A 17,411-nucleotide genomic window follows, 5' to 3' on the forward strand; every position below is an offset into this window, starting at 1 on the left:
TCAATTGAAGACCCGGCGCAAGGCGATTTTCTTAAACCTCCAGCCACTCCTTGCGCACCTTCTGATCGGCGCGCAGCCCGTCGGGCGTGCCGTCGAAGACGATGCGCCCATGGCCCATGACCAGGGCCCGGTCCGAGATGCTCATGGCAATGGTGAGCTTTTGCTCGATCAGCAGCACGGACACGCCGCGCTGCTTGATCTTTTGCAGGTACTCGCCTACCAGCTCGACGATCTTGGGAGCCAGGCCCTCGGTGGGCTCGTCGATGATGATCAGGTCGGGGTCGCCCATCAGCGTGCGGCACAGGGTCAGCATCTGCTGCTCGCCGCCCGACATCACGCCGGCCTCGGTGTGCTGGCGCTCCTTCAGGCGCGGGAACATGGCATACATGTCGTCGAAGCCCCAGCGGCTGTCCCGGCCCTTGCCCTTCTGTCCCAGCAGCAGGTTCTGGTGCACGGTGAGGTTGGGGAACACATCGCGGCTCTCGGGCACGTAGCCCACGCCCAGGTGGGCGATCTCGTAGGCCTTGCGGCCGGTCAGGCTCTGGCCCTTCCAGTCCAGCGAGCCCTCCCAGTGCACCAGGCCCATGATGGCCTTGGCCGTGGTGGAGCGGCCCGAGCCGTTGCGCCCCAGCAGCGCGACGATCTCGCCGGGCTGCACCGAGAAGTCCACGCCATGCAGCACATGGCTTTTGCCGTAGTAGGCATGCAGGTTGTTGATGTTCAGCATCCGCGCTTCCTCAATGTGCACCAGCTTGTTGATCCGCCACGGACGAGCCCAGATAGGCCTCCTGCACGCGCGGATTGGCACGCACGGCCTCGGGCGTGTCGTAGGCGATGACTTCGCCGTAGACCACGACGGCGATCTTGTCGGCCAGGCCGAAGACCACGCCCATGTCGTGCTCCACGGTCAGCAGGGTCTTGCCTTCGGTGACCTTCTTGATCAGCTGGATGAAGTGGGCCGTTTCGCTGTTGCTCATGCCGGCCGTGGGTTCGTCCAGCAGGATGACGCCGGCGCCGCCGCCGATGGTGATGCCGATCTCCAGCGCACGCTGCTCGGCATAGGTCAGGTTCACCGCCAGCGTGTCGCGCTTTCTGTGCAGGCCGATCATCTCCATCAGCTCATCGGCGCGGGCATTGGCGTCGCGCAGCTTCGACAGGAAGCGCCAGCAGCTGTAGCGGTAGCCCAGGCTCCACAGCACGCTGCAGCGCAGGTTCTCGAACACGCTGAGCTTGGGAAAGATGTTGGTGATCTGAAAGCTGCGCGACAGCCCCATGCGGTTGATTTCGTAGGGCTTCTTGCCGTCGATGCGCTGGCCGTTGAGCAGCACCTGGCCGCTGGTGGGCTCGAAGCGGCCACTGATCAGGTTGAACAGCGTGCTCTTGCCCGCGCCGTTGGGGCCGATGATGGCCACGCGCTCGCCGGGCTTCACGGCCAGCTGGGCGCCACGGATGATCTCTGCCTTGCCGAAGCGCTTGTACAGGTCGCGCAGCTCCAGCGCGTAGGTGGCCTCGCCAGCCGCGGCGGCGGCCGCGGTGCCCGGACGTTCGATTGCAATGCTGGACATGGTTCAGCCCTCCCCGCGCTTGATGGCTTCTTCGATTTCTTCCTGGATGCGCTCCCAGCGGCGCAGGCACCAGCGCCTGGCCACTTCCAGCAGGCCCAGGCCCACCACGAAGATGGCAACGGCCACGGTCCAGGTCGATGCCGAGCTGGTATCGAGCTGCACGCCCATGAACGAGACCTGCGGACCCAGGGCCGCATTGAGCTGCAGGTGGTAGATCATCTCGACGATGGCCGCGCCGCCCACGATCATGACCAGTGCGCTGGCCGCGATGGCCAGGTAGGGCTGGGCCAGCCGGCGCCACTTGCCGAAGCGCGCCACGCGCAGGTTCATCATGATCAGGCTGGCAACGCCGCCCGGTGCGTACATCACCATCAGCAGGAACACCAGGCCCAGGTACAGCAGCCAGGCCTTGGTCAGCTCCGACAGCAGCACCGAGGCCAGCACCAGCAGCACGGCGCCGATGATGGGCCCGAAGAAGAAGGTGGCGCCGCCCAGGAAGGTGAACAGCAGGTACGAGCCCGAGCGCATGACGCTCACGCTGTCCATGGCCGTGATGATCTCGAAGTTGATGGCTGCAAGCCCCCCGCCCACGCCTGCGAAGAAGCCCGCGATGATGAAGGAGAAGTAGCGCACGCGCTGCGTGTTGTAGCCCACGAACTCCACGCGCTCGGGGTTGTCGCGCACGGCGTTGAGCATGCGGCCCAGAGGCGTGCCCGTGAAGGCGAACATGGCGGCCGTGCAGATGAAGCAGTAGGCGGCGATCAGGTAGTACACCTCCATGCCCGAGCCGAAGGTCAGCCCGAAGAAGGGCTTGCCATAGACGCGGTCGGTGGTGATGCCGCCCTCGCCCCCGAAGAACTCGGGGAACATCAGCGCCATGGACGCCACCAGCTCGCCGATGCCCATGGTGATCATGGCGAAGGTGGTGCCCGACTTCTTGGTGGTCACATAACCCAGCAGGGCCGCGAAGAACATGCCGCCCAGGCCGCCGATGATGGGAATCAGCACCAGCGGAATGCCCCAGTCGCCGGAGCTGGCCCGGTTCATCGCATGGATGGCGATGAACGAGCCCAGCCCCGTGTAGACCGCATGGCCGAAGCTCAGCATGCCGCCCTGCCCCAGCAGGATGTTGTAGGACAGGCAGATGATGATGAGATAGCCGATCTGGCTGAGCATGGTCAGCGCCAGGCTGCTGGTGAACACCAGCGGCGCGACGATCAGCGCCAGGGCGAAGGCGCCCCAGATCAGGATGCGGCCGATGTTGAGCGGCTGGAAGCTGTAGTGGCGCCCTGCGCCCGCAGCCCCCGAAGCGCCCGGAACGCCTTTTGCGGCAGTGGATGTCATGGTCGTTTTGGTGATCGAGGACATGGTGTCAATCTCCCCGCGTGCCCAGGAGGCCCTTGGGCCGGAAGATGAGGATCAGCACCAGGAACAGGTAGGGCAGGATGGGCGCGACCTGGGAGATGGTGAGCTTGAGCAGCGGCCAGCCAAAGGTCTGCTCGCCGACCGGGCTGCCCAGCGAGGTCAGCAGGCTGGCCAGCGACCAGTCGATGGCCACGGCAAAGGTCTGCACGACGCCGATCAGCAGCGAGGCCACGAAGGCACCCGCCAGCGAGCCCATGCCGCCGACCACCACCACCACGAAGATGATGGAGCCGACCGACATGGCCATGGCCGGCTCGGTCACATAGGTGTTGCCGCCGATGACGCCGGCCAGCCCCGCCAGCGCGCAGCCGCCGCCGAACACCATCATGAACACGCGCGGCACGTTGTGGCCCAGCGCCTCCACCATCTCGGGGTTCTTGAGCGCGGCCTGGATGACCAGGCCGATGCGCGTGCGCGTCAGCAGCAGCCAGACGGCCACCAGCATCAGCAGCGCCAGCAGCATCACGAAGGAGCGCGAGCGCGGGAACTGCGTGCCGTACAGCGTGAACAGCGGGCCCTGCAGCGCGGGCGGCAGGCCGTAGGGCACGGTGCCCCTGCCCCAGACCAGCTGCACCACCTCGAGGATGAGGTAGGACAGGCCGAAGGTCACGAGCAGTTCGGGCACATGGCCGTACTTGTGCACGCGGCGCAGGCTGTAGCGCTCGAACATGGCGCCCAGTGCGCCCACCAGCAGGGGCGCGACGAACAGCGCGCCCCAGAAGCCGATGATGCCGCTGAGCGTGTAGCCGAAGTACGCGCCCAGCATGTAGAAGCTGGTGTGGGCGAAGTTGAGCACGCCCATCATGCTGAAGATCAGCGTCAGCCCCGAGCTGAGCATGAACAGCAGCAGTCCATAGCTCACGCCGTTGAGCAGCGATATGGTGAAGAACTCAAGCGTCATCGAAAGGCCTTGGTCTCGGTGCGTTGGGGACAGGAGGCGGTGCGGGCCGCTCTCAGGACGGGCGCTTCATCTGGCAGGAGGTGGGCGTGCTGGCCACGTAGGGCTCGTAGTACTTCACCGGGGCGAAGGTGTAGCCCGTGTTCTCTGCGTCATACGGGTTCTTGCCGCCGGCCTTTTCCCAGCGCGTGATGTACAGGCCCTGCTGCAGCTGGTGGTCGGTCTTGCGCATCTCCACTTCGCCGTTGAAGCTCTTGAGCTTCATGCCCTCCAGCGCGGCCGCCACCTTCACGGGGTCGGTGCCGCCGGTCTTGACGAAGGCCGCATCCAGCAGCGCGAACACGTGGTAGATCGAGCTTTGCGTGAGGTCGTCGTTCATCTTCTTCTTGAACTCGGCCATCAGCGGCTGGATGGGGCCGCCCATGTTGTAGTGGCCATAGCCCACGGTGTAGACCTTGCCGTCGGAGGCCGCGCCCATGGCCGTGGGCGAGCCCGAGCCGAAGGCGTAGTAGGTATAGAACTTGACGTTGTTCAGGCCCGCGTCATTGGCGGCCTTGAGCAGCAGCGACAGGTCCGATCCCCAGTTGCCCGTGATCACCGTGTCGGCGCCCGATTGCTTGATCTTGGCGATGTAGGGAGCGAAGTCGCGCACCTGGGCCAGCGGCGCGAAATCGTCGCCCACCACCTGCACGTCGGGCCGCTTGGCCTTGAGCATTTCCTTGGCGTACTTGGAGACCTGCTGGCCGTGCGAGTAGTTCTGGTTGATCAGGTAGACCTTCTTGACCTCCGGCACGTCCTTCATATAGGTCGTCAGCGCTTCCATCTTCATGGAGGTGTCCGCATCCAGGCGGAAGTGCCAGTAGCTGCACTTGCTGTTGGTGAGGTCCGGGTCCACGGCCGCATAGTTGAGGTAGACGACTTCCTTGCCCTTGTTGCGTGCGTTGTGCTTTTCCAGCGCATCCATGATGGCCAGGGCCGGGCCCGAGCCGTTGCCCTGCACCACGTAGCGTGCGCCCTGGTCCATGGCGGAACGCAGCACGGCCGTGGTCTCCTGCGGGCTGAGCTTGTTGTCCAGCGGGATGATCTCGAACTTCACGCCCGAGGCATTTTTCCTGTTGAACTCCTCGGCCATCAGCTGGAAGGTCTTGAGCTGGTTCGTGCCCACGGCGGCCATCAGACCCGACAGCGGATCGATCCAGCCGATCTTCACCGTCTCGCCCTTTTGCGCCCAGGCGCCCGATGCACAGGCCAGCATGGCCGAGGCGGCCACCGAATGCACGATCCACTTCATTTTTCTGTCTCCTTTTTCCGGTTGATTCGGATATCTGTATTGGCGCCAGACTAACGCCTGAATGACAATTTCCCTCTGGGGAATGCCTTAGAAACTATCGCGCATGCGACTTGGCTGCGGCCCTGGACACATTGGCGACAGATCGCCATCGATCAGGCCAGAAAACCGTGTTTTGCCTGATTTCGGGCAAAAAAAGGGGCGCCTCGCGCCCCTTTGCGAAGTTCAATGGCCAGTTATGCCGTCATGAGGGTCGCTTCATCTCACAAGATGTCGGCGTGCTGGCCACATAGGGCTCGTAGTACTTCACGGGAACGAAGGTGTAGCCGGTGTTCTCCGAATCCATCGGGTACTTGCCGCCGGCCTTTTCCCAGCGTGCGATGAACAGGCCCTGCTGCAGCTGGTGGTCGCTCTTGCGCATCTCCACTTCGCCGTTGAGGCTGTTGAACTTCATGCCTTCCATGGTGGCCGCCACCTTGGCCGGGTCCGTGGTCTTGGCGCGCAGGAAGGCCTGGTCCAGCATGGTCAGGCCCGAGTACAGCGAGCCCGTGTACATGTCGTCGTTGAACTTGGCCTTGTAGCCCTTGGTGATGCGGTCCAGCGGGCCGGGCAGGTTCATGTGGCCGTAGCCCACCATGTAGACCTTGTCGGCCGCAGCCGCGCCCATGGCCGTGGGCGCGCCGGTGGCGATGGCGTAGTAGGTGTAGAACTTGACGTTGTTCAGGCCCGCGTCGCTGGCGGCCTTGATCAGCAGCGCCAGGTCCGAGCCCCAGTTGCCCGTGATCACCGAGTCGGCACCCGACTGCTTGATCTTGGCGATGTAGGGTGCGAAGTCGCGCACCTGGGCCAGCGGCGAGAAGTCGTCGCCCACGATCTCCACATCGGGGCGCTTGCGCTTGAGCATCTCCTTGGCGTATTTGGAGACCTGCTGGCCGTGCGAGTAGTTCTGGTTGATCAGGTAGACCTTCTTGACCTCGGGCACGTCCTTCATGTACGTGGTCAGGGCCTCCATCTTCATGGAGGTGTCCGCATCCAGGCGGAAGTGCCAGTAGCTGCACTTGCTGTTGGTCAGGTCCGGGTCCACGGCCGCGTAGTTGAGGTAGACGACTTCCTTGCCCTTGTTGCGCGCGTTGTGCTTTTCCAGCGCATCCATGATGGCCAGGGCCGGGCCCGAGCCGTTGCCCTGGAAGACGTAGCGCACGCCCTGGTCCATGGCCGAGCGCAGGGCCGCCGTGGTTTCCTGCGGGCTGAGCTTGTTGTCGATGCCGATGATTTCGAACTTCACGCCCGAGGCCGTGCCCTTGTTGAGCTCCTCGGCGATGTACTGCAGGCTCTTGAGCTGGTTGGACCCCAGCGCGGCCATGAGGCCGGACAGCGGGTCGATCCACGCAACCTTCACCGTCTCGCCCTTCTGGGCCATGGCGCCCGTGGCGCAAGCCAGGGCCAGGGATGCCGTCAATGCCTTGATCGCAAACTTCATGAAGCGTCTCCTCTTGTGGTGGTTTCTGGGCGAGGCCCAGGGTAATGGCCCCTGTGCCCTGCCCTGATCGGTGATTGCCCCTAGCGGCTATCGCCGACGAGACTCGGACCGGCCGCCCCGGCCAGGACATGCCCCCGCATGCCCTGGCCCGGTGGCCGCCCGCAACGGCTCAAAGCCCCGGCAGCCGGTAGCCGGCCAGCTGCTCGCGCAGCCGGGTCTTGAGCATTTTTCCGGTGGCGCCCAGCGGAATGGCATCGACGAAGACCACGTCGTCGGGGATCTGCCACTTGGCGGTCTTGCCCTCGTAGAACTTGAGCAGTTCCTCGCGCGTGACCTCGGCGCCGGGCTTCTTCGCCACGGCGACGATGGGGCGCTCGTCCCACTTGGGATGCGGCATGCCGATGCAGGCGGCCATGGCCACGGCCGGATGGGCCATGGCGATGTTCTCGATGTCGATGGAGCTGATCCACTCGCCGCCGGACTTGATCACGTCCTTGCTGCGGTCGGTGATCTGCATGAAGCCGTCCGGGTCGATGGTGGCCACGTCGCCCGTGGGGAACCAGCCGCGGCCCTGCGCGTCCTTGACCAGCGGGCTCTCGCCCTTGAAGTAGCTGTCCACGATCCAGGGGCCGCGCACCAGCAGGTCGCCATAGCTCTTGCCGTCCCAGGGCTGGTCGGTGCCGTCGCTGTCGACGATGCGCATGTCCACGCCGTAGATGGCGCGGCCCTGCTTTTGCAGGATCTTCATCTGCTCGTCCTTGGGCAGCTGCAGCTGCTTGTTCTTGAGCGTGCACAGCGTGCCCAGCGGGCTCATCTCGGTCATGCCCCAGGCATGCAGCACCTCCACACCGAACTCGTCCTGGAAGGCCGTGATCATGGCCGGCGGGCAGGCGGAGCCGCCGATCACCGTGCGCTTGAGCGTGGAAAACCGCAGGCCGCCCGGCCTGATGTGGCCCAGCAGCATCTGCCAGACCGTGGGCACGCCGGCCGCGTAGGTGACGCCTTCGGCCTCGATCAGCTCGTACAGCGACTTGCCGTCCAGCGCCGGGCCGGGGAACACCAGCTTGCAGCCCGTGAGCGCGGCCGAGTAGGGAATGCCCCAGGCGTTGACGTGGAACATGGGCACGACGGGCAGCACCGAGTCGCGCGCCGATATGCACATCACATCGGGCAGCGCGGCCGCGTAGGCGTGCAGCGTGGTGGAGCGGTGGCTGTACAGCACGGCCTTCGGGTTGCCCGTGGTGCCGCTGGTGTAGCACATGCTGGAGGCCGTGTTCTCGTCGAATTCGGGCCACTGGTACTGGTCGGGCTGGCCGCCAATCCAGTCCTCGTAGCTGACCAGGCCCGGAATGCCGCTGTCGGCGGGCAGGCGGTCCGCGTCGCACAGCGCCACCCACTGGCGCACCGTGGGGCACTTGGCATGCACGGCCTGGATGATGGGCAGGAAGGTCAGGTCAAAGCACATGACGCGGTCTTCCGCGTGGTTGATGATCCACGCCACCTGGTCGGGGTGCAGGCGCGGGTTGACCGTGTGCAGCACGCGGCCCGAGCCGCTGACGCCGAAGTACATCTCCATGTGGCGGTAGCCGTTCCAGGCCAGCGAGGCCACGCGGTCGCCAGGCTGCAGGCCCAGGCCGTCCAGCGTGTTCGCCAGCTGGCGCGAGCGCCGTGCCAGGTCGCGGTACGTATAGCGATGGATATCGCCCTCCACCCTGCGCGAGACGATCTCCGCATCGCCATGGTGGCGGTCGGCGAAGTCGATCAGCGACGAGATCAACAGTGGTTGGCTTTGCATCAGACCCAGCATCTATAGGCTCCTAAGGTGATTGAACTTCGTGAACGTCGTGAACTGCGGACCGCGGATTCGCGCAAGGCCAAGGCCCTGGTGCGCGATGCCGCTGCCCGCATGGAGGGTGGCTCAGGCCGGCGCCCTGGGTCCGATCCCGGCAGGGACAGGCGCATCGTTTTTCCGGCATGGTTGACGCATTGTCTTGTCGCAACTCGGCAGCGTCTTCGCATGCTCGTATGGGATATACCCTAGGACGATGCTGGAGGCATGCGCCGCGTCATGCCACAGCGTGTTCGTGGACGGCGTCTTGTCGTTGCCGAAGATCCAGTATCCGGTCTGCGATGGCGAATCCACTGTCACGCGAATGCTTGAACCGGCGCGGAACACATGCGCGAATTTCTGGATCTCCACCCGCATCAACTGGGGCTGGCCGGCAACCAGTGGCACATCCTTGTCCCGTGTGTAGGCACCCCAGGGACGCAGCGCCGTGGATCGGCTCTCATCGAGCGCACGCTTGGAGGCACGCAGCCAGCCGCGCTGCACGAACATTTCCTGCCCATCCGGCCGCACCTCGGACACGGTGACCTGGATGTCGGTATTGGCGGCAGTGGCGCTGAGCCACAGGTCGGCCGAGCCTTCGCCATAGAAGCTCAGGTCCTGCGGCAGGGCCGCCGTGGTGAAGACCAGCTGGCCATCCTTTTCCGACGCGGGCACAGCGGGCCAGCCTTCGGCCGCCGGGTTGTTCACCTGCGGACTCAGGGCCGGATAGCGGTAGCTGGACGAAGCCGTCCCGGAGGCGGGTGCGCTGTCGCCCAGCGCCTGGCCCGGCTGCATCCACAGGCGCAGGGGCTTGACCTGGACAGGCAGCCGGTCAAACCGTGCCTCGCCCGTGGGCATGAGCTTGGCGCCGCCATTGGGGGCCTTGGCGTCCGTGGTCTGCATCTCCTGCAGCAGGCGCACGCGCGGCTCCTTGTCGAAGCCGTTGTCCTCGCCCTTGACGAAGCGCGCCAGGAAGCGCTTCAGCGTCTGGTCGATATGGTCCGAGGTGATGTTCGTGTGGTGGTCGCCGTTGGAGCTGACCAGCCACATCCTGTCGGGCGCAATGGTGTCCTCGTAGTAGCCCGAGCGCGGGCCGATCTGCTCGTCCTGCCAGGACTGCGTGCCCAGCGTGGGGATATTGATCTTGCCGCTTTGCAGCATGGCGCTGCGCTCCAGGTACAGGCCATCGGCATAGGGGTTGTCCAGCCACTTGATGAGGTCCAGCTCGGGCCGCTTGATCTTCTCGATGTTGTCGGCCACGGTCTTGGCGCATTCCGTGTCGCCGCCGTTCTTCACGGCCAGGTCGGCAGCCGTGCGCCAGATGCGCGGGAAGCCGTTCCACCACTGCGCCGGAAAGCCGATGTTGGCAATGCCGCCCGGATAGCCCACGTCGCGGTAGGGATCGCCCACATTCTTGCTGGGCGTGATCGCCAGCAGCCCCTTGGGCCGGTGTGCCGCCACCCACAGCTGGTTGTAGCCCGAGTACGAATAGCCGATCATGCCGATGCGGCCATTGGACCAGGCCTGCCGCCCGGCCCATTCGATGGCAAAGGCACCGGCCGCACCTACGCTGGCGTCAAACACCTTGTCATCCCCCGTGGAGCAGCCCGTGCCCGGCACATTCAGCCCCATGACCGCATAGCCTTCCTTGGTCCAGGGACTGCTGATGTTGGGGTACGAGCCCGAGATATAGCCGTCGTACTCGACCAGCAGCGGGAACGGACCCTGCCCCTCGGGCAGCAGCAGCGAGTAGCGCATCCTGCTGCCGTCCGGCAGGGTGATGTAGCCCGATTGCTGGCCCGGCCCCATGGGCGCGGGCATGCCCGACGATCCCCCTCCGCAGGCGGCCAGGCCCACGGCGGCGGCGGCAATGGCCCCCGCCAGCGGCCAGCGCCAGGCATGTGTGAAAACGGTCTTGACTGTCATGGGTACTTGTCTCCTTCGTTGTTGTTGGCTGTCTCTCGGGGCTTGCCGCGGCAAGCCCCTACTCGCTCATCTGCTCTCTCACTGCAGCCGGATGCTGGTCGCGCCCGGCTCGGCGTCGAAGATCAGGCTGGACGGCCAGGGCTTCCATGTCTGGCCCAGGGCCGCGTTCTGCGGGTCGCCCGTCTGCATGAAGGCCTTGAGGCTGGCCATCATGGCGTTCGACAGCGCCAGCCGGCCCGGGGCATTCGCCGTGCTGTTGGTCACGCGGGAGAACACGGACGGCCCGAAGTTGCCGAAGAGAAAGGGCAGATCGAAGGCATGGGCCGCACCGTAGACCGTGTTCCAGGGGGCGGGCTGGCGCGCCCAGTCGAAGCGGTAGCTCCAGACCTCGGCCTGCCGGGTGCGCAGCGTATTGAGCAACTGGTCGCGGCTGGGGTCGGCGAACAGATGGGTCAGCTGCGCCATGCGGGCGTTGTAGCCGGTGACCGGCGTATCGACGGGCAGGTAGGCGGCATCGATGATGTCGGCCAGGACCGGCGCGTTGGGCGACTGCGCATCGAAGGACTGCATCATGCGAAAGCGCGCCGCATCATCGATCCTGAAGCCCGGCTTGCCGCCCAGCGCAGCCAGCAGGGGCGCGAACAGCTTGCCCTCCTCGGCGGTGTAGCCGGCCATCACGGGCATGCGGTTGTATTGGCCCGCAGCCAGCGCGGCCATGGGATCGGTGGGCAGCAGCAGGCCGTCGGGAATCGGTCCCGCGCCCGTCAGGCCCTTGGCCACCAGGGTCTGCAGCAGCACGCGCGCATCCTTGCCGCGCAGGTAGGCCGCAATCTGCGCCGGTGTCCAGCCGGCAGCCACCGTGGCGGCAGCCGCCACATCGGCAGCCAGCCCATCGGCCACCATCAGATGGGCCAGCAGCAGCGCGGACTGGGTGGCGTAGGCCGAAGCCGGCTTGAGCGTGGCCAGCACGCCGGCCGGCAGATTGGATGGAAGCGACAGCCCGCCGCTGATGGGCACCAGCCTGTGGAACAGGCCGCGCGCCGATTCGGCCGCCAGCAGCGCCAGCACATTGGTGGCACCCGCCGACTGGCCCATGAGCGTGACATTGCCCGGATCGCCGCCAAAGCCCGCGATATTGCGCTGCACAAAGCGCAGCGCCTGCAGGTTGTCCAGCAGCGCGAAGTTGCCCGTGGCCGGCGCGCCGGCCTGCATCTGCGGCATGTGCATGTAGCCCAGGATGTCCAGCCGGTAGTTGGCCGTCACCACCACGGCATTGGCGGCGCGTGCCAGGGCCGCGCCGTCATACAGCGGATCGGCCGTATAGCCCGAGATGGCGCTGCCGCCGTGGATGAACACCAGCACCGGCAGCTTCTCGGCGCCGCTGGCCGGGCGCCAGATATTGAGCGTCAGGCAGTCCTCGCTGCCCACGGGCTGGCCCAGGGTGGAGGCAATGGTGTCGTCGAAGCGGTTGTTGGCTCCCGGGCCGTACATGCGCCCGATCTGCAGGCAGGCATTGCCGAACTGGCGCGCCTCGCGCACGCCCTCCCAGGCCTTGGGCTCGGCCGGCGGCTGCCAGCGCAGCGCGCCCACGGGCGCCTGGGCAAAGGGCACGCCCTTCCAGTAATAGGTGCCCGTGGCGGCGCCATCGTCCACGCCGCGCAAGGGGCCGTAGGCCGTCTCGCGCAGTTCGGGTCCTCCGCCGCCCGAGCCGCCGCAGGCCGCGAGCCACAAAGCCATTGAAGCCACGGCCAGGCGTATGCCGCCGGCCATCCACCGCTGTCCTGTGCGCATGCTTGTCTCCTGAATGGTTTTTGGGGTTTCCCGTATGGGCCGCGCCGGGCCCATGGGTCACACTGCGCAGTCGTTCGCCGCGCTGTAAAAATTCTAGGAACAGCGCGGCAAAACGCCGCTATCGCAACCACGCCAAAACAGTGACTTCAGAACGCAAACAGCGCCCCGAATGGCCCAGGAAAACCCGGTCATGACAACGCAGCGCAGCAGCTCCGCCGCCTGGGTGCGCGGCATCCTGGACATGATGGCCACCGAAGGGCTGGCCCCGCAAAGCCTGTGCGCCGCAGCCGATATCGACCTTGCCGCACTGCAGCATTCGCAGACCCGTACCGATGTGGACCGCGTGAGCCGGCTCTGGGAGCTGGCCGTGGCCCAGTCCGCCAATCCCACGCTGGGGCTGGACCGGCAACTGGCCGCGCGCCACGGCAACATCGATCTGGTCGGCTACTCGCTGGCTTCGGGCCCGCACCTGCTGGCCGGCTTCCGCGACCTGGAACGCCACATGGCCGTGATCTCGGACGCAACGTCCTTCACGCTGGAGCGCGATGCGCGCGGCTACTGGCTGTCCATACATCACATCGGCGCCACAAGGCCCGTGCCGCGCCAGCGCGTGGAGTTCGCCGTGCTCACGCTGCTGGTGCTGTGCAACTGGCTGACGCGGCGCGATGTCCGGCCGCTGGCCGTGGAATTCATGGCCGAGGCGCCCGCCCCCTCTCACGAGGCCGCCTACCGCGCGGCCTTCGGCCTGCTGCCGCGCTTCGGCGAGGACGCGAACCGCTTCCTGCTGTCCGAGGCCGACCTGCTCGCCCCCATTCCCACACACAACCCCGAACTGCTGGCACTGCACGAAAAGCTGGTCGAGACCGAACTCGACCACCTGGGCCAGGCCGGCGTGGGCGCGCGCGTGCGCCACGAGATCGCGCGCCTGCTGCCCCAGGGCGAGCCGCGCCGCGAAGACGTGGCCAGCCTGCTGGGCCTGACCGACCGCACCTTGCAGCGCCGCCTGCAGGCCGAAGACACCAGCTACCAGCAACTGCTGGACGAAACCCGGCGCGAGCTGGCCCTGCAGTACCTGGGCGAGCCGCGCCGCAGCCTGGCCGAGGTGGCCGACCTGCTGGGGTTTGTGGACCAGAGCAATCTCTTTCGCGCCTGCCGCCGGTGGTTCGGCATGCCGCCGGGCCAGTACCGGCAGCAACTGCGTGCGTGAATGCATGCGGTGAATGCGCGCATGAACCTTGCGCCCCACGGGGCATAGGCGCTGGGGGACAATTCCCGCATGAACCTGCATGCTGCCGCCGAAGGCCAGGCTCCGGCGACCTCACCACGCCCTCCCATCTCCTGGCAAGACGGCTTCGCCGCCCTGGGCCCGGACTTCTTCACCCATCTGCGCCCCACGCCGCTGCCCGAGCCGCACTGGATTGCCACCAGCACCGGCACAGCCGAGCTGCTGGGCCTGGACCCGCAGTGGCTGGCCTCCGATGAGGCCCTGCAGGCACTCACCGGCAATGCCGTGCTGCCCGGCAGCCATCCGCTGGCCAGCGTCTACAGCGGCCACCAGTTCGGCGTCTGGGCCGGCCAGCTTGGCGATGGCCGTGCCATCTTGCTGGGTGAGACCGCTTCGGGCCACGAGATTCAGCTCAAGGGCGCAGGCCGCACGCCCTACTCGCGCATGGGCGACGGGCGCGCCGTGCTGCGCTCGTCCATCCGCGAGTTCCTGTGCAGCGAGGCCATGCACGTCCTGGGCATTCCCACCACGCGCGCGCTGAGCCTCACCGGATCGCCCGCCCCCATTCGCCGCGAAGAGATCGAGACCGCCGCCGTGGTGGCACGCGTGGCGCCCAGCTTCATACGCTTCGGCCACTTCGAGCACTTTGCGGCGCGTGACCAGATAGCGCCTTTGCGCCAACTGGCCGACTACGTGATCGACCGCTACTACCCCGAATGCCGCACCGCCGAGGCACTGGCCGGCAACGCCTACGCCAACTTCCTGCAGGCCGTGAGCGAGCGCACAGCGCGGCTGCTGGCGCACTGGCAGGCCGTGGGCTTTTGCCATGGCGTGATGAACACCGACAACATGAGCATCCTGGGCCTGACCATCGACTACGGGCCCTTCCAGTTCCTCGATGCCTTCAACCCCGGCCACATCTGCAACCACAGTGACACCCAGGGCCGCTACGCCTTCAACCGCCAGCCCCAGGTGGCCTACTGGAACCTGTACTGCCTGGGCCAGGCCCTGCTGCCGCTGATCGGCGAAGAGGAACTGACCATTGCGGCGCTGGAGTCATACAAGCAGGTGTTTCCGCAGGCCTATGGCGCCCTCATGCTGCGCAAGCTGGGTCTGCCCGAAGATGCGCCAGGCACGCCGCCCGCCGAGGGGCGCTTTGCCGCCCTGGTGAACCCGCTGCTGCAGCTCATGGCCGACAACGCGGTGGACTACACCATCTTCTTCAGCCGCCTGACCGATGCGGTGGCTGCCAGTGCCAGTGCCAGTGCCGGCACGGACCTCGACCTCGAGCCCGTGCGCGACCTGGTGCTGGACCGCGAGGCCTTCGACCGCTGGGCAGCCCTGTACGCACGGCATCTGGCAGGCACGGATGCCGCGGCGGCCGCCGCTTTGATGCAAGAATCGAATCCGCGCTTCGTGCTGCGCAACCACCTGGGCGAGATGACCATCCGCGCCGCAAAGGCCGGTGACTTCGCTCCCGTGCGCCAATTGCTGGCCGTGCTGCAGACTCCGTTCGACCCCCACGCCGAGCATGCCGAATGGGCAGGCTTCCCGCCCGACTGGGCTTCCTCCATCGAGATCAGCTGTTCATCATGAGCTTTCCCATCCACAAGACCGAACAGGAATGGCAGGCCGAGCTGCAGGCCAAGGGCGCCGAACCTGCCGCCTTCCAGGTGACACGCCATGCAGCCACCGAGCGCCCGTTCACCGGCCGCTATGAGCAGTTCTGGGCCGATGGCAGCTACCACTGCATCTGCTGCGGCAGCAAGCTGTTTGACTCCGACACCAAGTTTGACGCCGGCTGCGGCTGGCCCAGCTTCGACCGCGCCATCCCCGGCGCCATCACCGAAATCGTGGACCGCAGCCACGGCATGGTGCGCACCGAAACCGTCTGCAGCCAGTGCGGCGCCCACCTGGGGCATGTGTTCCCCGATGGCCCGTCCGACACAGGGCTGCGCTACTGCATGAATTCCGCATCGTTGGAATTCGAGCCGCCCAAGGCCTAGGCTCCAGGCCCGCAAAAACCCCAGGCCACGCGGCCCTGCACCGATGCCGGGCCGCGCCGGCTGCGCCACAATGCGCCTGCCAAGCTCAGGCCCATGCCTGACTCCAAGCCCATCGAAACCTTCCAATGAAGTTACTGATCGACTTTTTCCCCATCATCCTGTTCTTCGTCGCCTTCAAGGTCTGGGGCATCTACACGGCAACGGCCGTGGCCATCGTCGCCACCATTGCCCAGATCGCCTATCTGCGCGTGCGCCACGGCAAGGTCGAGCCCATGCAATGGGTGAGCCTGGGCGTGATCGTGCTGTTCGGCGGCGCCACCTTGCTGGCCCACAACGACACCTTCATCAAGTGGAAGCCCACCGTGCTGTACTGGCTCATGGGCAGCGCCCTGTTGATAGGCCAGCTGGTGTTCCGCAAGAACCTGCTGCGCTCGGTCATGGGCGCACAGCTGCAACTGCCCGACAACGCATGGCGCACCCTGAACTGGAGCTGGGCGGCGTTCTTCGCGGTCATGGGCGCGCTCAACCTGGTCATCGCCTACCGCTTCGACACCGACACCTGGGTCAACTTCAAGCTGTTCGGCGGCATGGGGCTGATGCTGGTCTTCGTGATCGGCCAGGCCATCTACATGAGCCGCTTCATGCAGGAAGACAAGGGCGAGGCAGCAGCCGCCACGCCCGACGCCCTGCCCCCGCCTGGCGTGCAGCAGGACAAGCAGCCATGAGCGCGCCCGCCCATCCCCTGCCCATCACCGCCGAAGCCATGCAGGCCGTGCTGCGTGAGCGCCTCACCCCCGATCACCTGGAAGTGATCGACGAGAGCCACCAGCACGCCGGACATGTGGGCGCCAACGGCACCGGCTTCGGCACGCATTTCCGCGTGCGCATTGCGTCACCTTTGTTTCAAGGCAAGCCACGCGTGGCACGCCATCGCCTTGTGTATGATGCGCTGCAAGAATTCATTGACCAGGGCGCACACGCCATCGCCATCGAGGTTCTTTGAACTTTTACAGGCTCCGACGATTCGGAGCCTGTTGCGTATCCGCGCTATAGAATCAATTTTTCCTTCATATCTGGAATTCGCATGAAAAAACAGCTTCTGACCAGCCTGGTGACTGCCGCCGTGCTGAGCACCGCGGCCCTGTCCGCCTCGGCCCAGAACATCGCCGTCGTCAACGGCAAGGCTGTGCCCAAGGCACGCGCCGAAGCGCTCAAGCAACAGATCGAGCAAAGCGGCCGCCCCGTGACGCCCGAGCTGGAAGGGCAGATCAAGGAAGAAGTCATCGCCCGCGAGATCTTCATGCAGGAAGCCAACAAGCGCAGCCTGGCCAACAGCGAAGCCTACAAGCAGCAGATGGAACTGGCCCGCCAGACCATCCTGATCCGCGCGCTGTTCGAGGACTTCCAGAAGAAGAACCCTGTGACCGACGCCGAAGCCAAGGCCGAGTACGACAAGGCCGTCGCTGCCAACAGCGGCAAGGAATACAAGGCCAGCCACATCCTGGTCGAGTCGGAAGACCGCGCCAAGGCCATCATTGCCGAGATCAAGGCCGGCAAGAAGTTTGAAGACATCGCCAAGAAGGAGTCCAAGGACCCCGGATCCGGCGCCCGTGGCGGTGACCTCGACTGGGCCAACCCCGGCAACTACGTGCCCGAGTTCTCCGAAGCCCTGATCAAGCTCGAAAAGGGTGGAATGACCCAGGAGCCGGTCAAGACCCAGTTCGGCTACCACATCATCCGCCTGGACGACGCACGTCAGGCCGAACTGCCCAAGTTCGAGGAAGTCAAGCCCCAGATCGTGCAGCAGCTGCAACAGCAAAAGCTGGCGCAATTCCAGGAATCGCTGCGCGAAAAGGCCAAGATCCAGTAAGATGCGTACGAGTCGGCGGTTTTTGCCGCCGGCCTGACCATCACCAGCCCGCCTTGTGCGGGCTCTTTTTTTGTCCGACGACCCTGTCAAAGACAAAAGCTGCCCTCTG

At 65.8% G+C, this 17,411-nt stretch carries 15 protein-coding genes; 6 read left to right on the forward strand and 9 right to left on the reverse strand.

Features of this window, described 5'->3' with window-relative positions:
• Nucleotides 1–31: 31 nt before the first annotated feature.
• The 9 genes from IAE24_RS19450 to IAE24_RS19490 all read right to left on the reverse strand — a co-directional run bounded on the left by IAE24_RS19450 (nucleotide 32) and on the right by IAE24_RS19490 (nucleotide 12,201).
• A complete protein-coding gene (locus IAE24_RS19450) occupies nucleotides 32–727 on the reverse strand; it encodes an ABC transporter ATP-binding protein (RefSeq protein WP_012205150.1) in 696 nt (231 codons plus the stop codon).
• Nucleotides 728–737: 10 nt separating this feature from the next.
• Complete coding sequence (locus tag IAE24_RS19455) at nucleotides 738–1,565, reverse strand: ABC transporter ATP-binding protein (RefSeq protein WP_012205149.1); 828 nt, start codon at nucleotides 1,563–1,565, stop codon at nucleotides 738–740.
• A 3-nt stretch (nucleotides 1,566–1,568) separates the two neighbouring features.
• The gene (locus tag IAE24_RS19460; protein WP_013802771.1) at nucleotides 1,569–2,933 is read right to left on the reverse strand and encodes a branched-chain amino acid ABC transporter permease; all 1,365 of its coding nucleotides are present in this window, start codon (nucleotides 2,931–2,933) and stop codon (nucleotides 1,569–1,571) included.
• Between the two features lie 4 nt (nucleotides 2,934–2,937).
• Nucleotides 2,938–3,891 carry a branched-chain amino acid ABC transporter permease gene (locus tag IAE24_RS19465; protein WP_013802772.1) on the reverse strand — a complete coding sequence of 318 codons (954 nt, stop codon included), beginning with the start codon at nucleotides 3,889–3,891 and terminating at the stop codon, nucleotides 2,938–2,940.
• A gap of 52 nt (nucleotides 3,892–3,943) precedes the next feature.
• Nucleotides 3,944–5,179, reverse strand: coding sequence for a branched-chain amino acid ABC transporter substrate-binding protein (locus IAE24_RS19470; protein WP_012205146.1), 1,236 nt, complete (start codon nucleotides 5,177–5,179; stop codon nucleotides 3,944–3,946).
• A 241-nt stretch (nucleotides 5,180–5,420) separates the two neighbouring features.
• Entirely contained in the window at nucleotides 5,421–6,656 is a 1,236-nt protein-coding gene (locus IAE24_RS19475) for a branched-chain amino acid ABC transporter substrate-binding protein (protein WP_013802774.1), read from the reverse strand.
• Nucleotides 6,657–6,825: 169 nt separating this feature from the next.
• Nucleotides 6,826–8,463, reverse strand: coding sequence for a 3-(methylthio)propionyl-CoA ligase (locus IAE24_RS19480; protein ID WP_043822739.1), 1,638 nt, complete (start codon nucleotides 8,461–8,463; stop codon nucleotides 6,826–6,828).
• A 111-nt stretch (nucleotides 8,464–8,574) separates the two neighbouring features.
• Complete coding sequence (locus IAE24_RS19485; protein WP_065346705.1) at nucleotides 8,575–10,410, reverse strand: CocE/NonD family hydrolase; 1,836 nt, start codon at nucleotides 10,408–10,410, stop codon at nucleotides 8,575–8,577.
• Between the two features lie 78 nt (nucleotides 10,411–10,488).
• Nucleotides 10,489–12,201, reverse strand: coding sequence for a carboxylesterase/lipase family protein (locus tag IAE24_RS19490; protein WP_199961517.1), 1,713 nt, complete (start codon nucleotides 12,199–12,201; stop codon nucleotides 10,489–10,491).
• 190 nt (nucleotides 12,202–12,391) lie between these two features.
• Here IAE24_RS19490 and IAE24_RS19495 point away from each other — a divergent pair, with 190 nt between their 5' ends.
• From IAE24_RS19495 to IAE24_RS19520, 6 genes are all read left to right on the forward strand, one after another.
• Nucleotides 12,392–13,408: an AraC family transcriptional regulator gene (locus tag IAE24_RS19495; RefSeq protein WP_043822774.1), complete on the forward strand. Its 1,017-nt coding sequence runs from the start codon at nucleotides 12,392–12,394 to the stop codon at nucleotides 13,406–13,408.
• Between the two features lie 69 nt (nucleotides 13,409–13,477).
• Nucleotides 13,478–15,022 carry a protein adenylyltransferase SelO gene (locus tag IAE24_RS19500; RefSeq protein WP_199961518.1) on the forward strand — a complete coding sequence of 515 codons (1,545 nt, stop codon included), beginning with the start codon at nucleotides 13,478–13,480 and terminating at the stop codon, nucleotides 15,020–15,022.
• Nucleotides 15,019–15,432, forward strand: coding sequence for a peptide-methionine (R)-S-oxide reductase MsrB (gene msrB / locus IAE24_RS19505; RefSeq protein ID WP_012205139.1), 414 nt, complete (start codon nucleotides 15,019–15,021; stop codon nucleotides 15,430–15,432). The genes IAE24_RS19500 and msrB overlap by 4 nt, the downstream gene beginning before the upstream one ends.
• A gap of 125 nt (nucleotides 15,433–15,557) precedes the next feature.
• On the forward strand, nucleotides 15,558–16,157 hold the full coding sequence (locus IAE24_RS19510; protein ID WP_013802779.1) for a septation protein A: 600 nt from the start codon (nucleotides 15,558–15,560) through the stop codon (nucleotides 16,155–16,157).
• The gene (locus IAE24_RS19515; RefSeq protein WP_199961519.1) at nucleotides 16,154–16,435 is read left to right on the forward strand and encodes a BolA family protein; all 282 of its coding nucleotides are present in this window, start codon (nucleotides 16,154–16,156) and stop codon (nucleotides 16,433–16,435) included. Before IAE24_RS19510 ends, IAE24_RS19515 begins: the two co-directional genes overlap by 4 nt.
• An 81-nt stretch (nucleotides 16,436–16,516) precedes the next feature.
• Entirely contained in the window at nucleotides 16,517–17,302 is a 786-nt protein-coding gene (locus IAE24_RS19520) for a foldase protein PrsA (protein WP_012205136.1), read from the forward strand.
• Nucleotides 17,303–17,411 lie beyond the last annotated feature (109 nt).

Origin of the sequence: Delftia sp. S65, from assembly GCF_016516495.1 — a bacterium.
Classification (GTDB): Bacteria; Pseudomonadota; Gammaproteobacteria; order Burkholderiales; family Burkholderiaceae_C; genus Comamonas; species Comamonas acidovorans.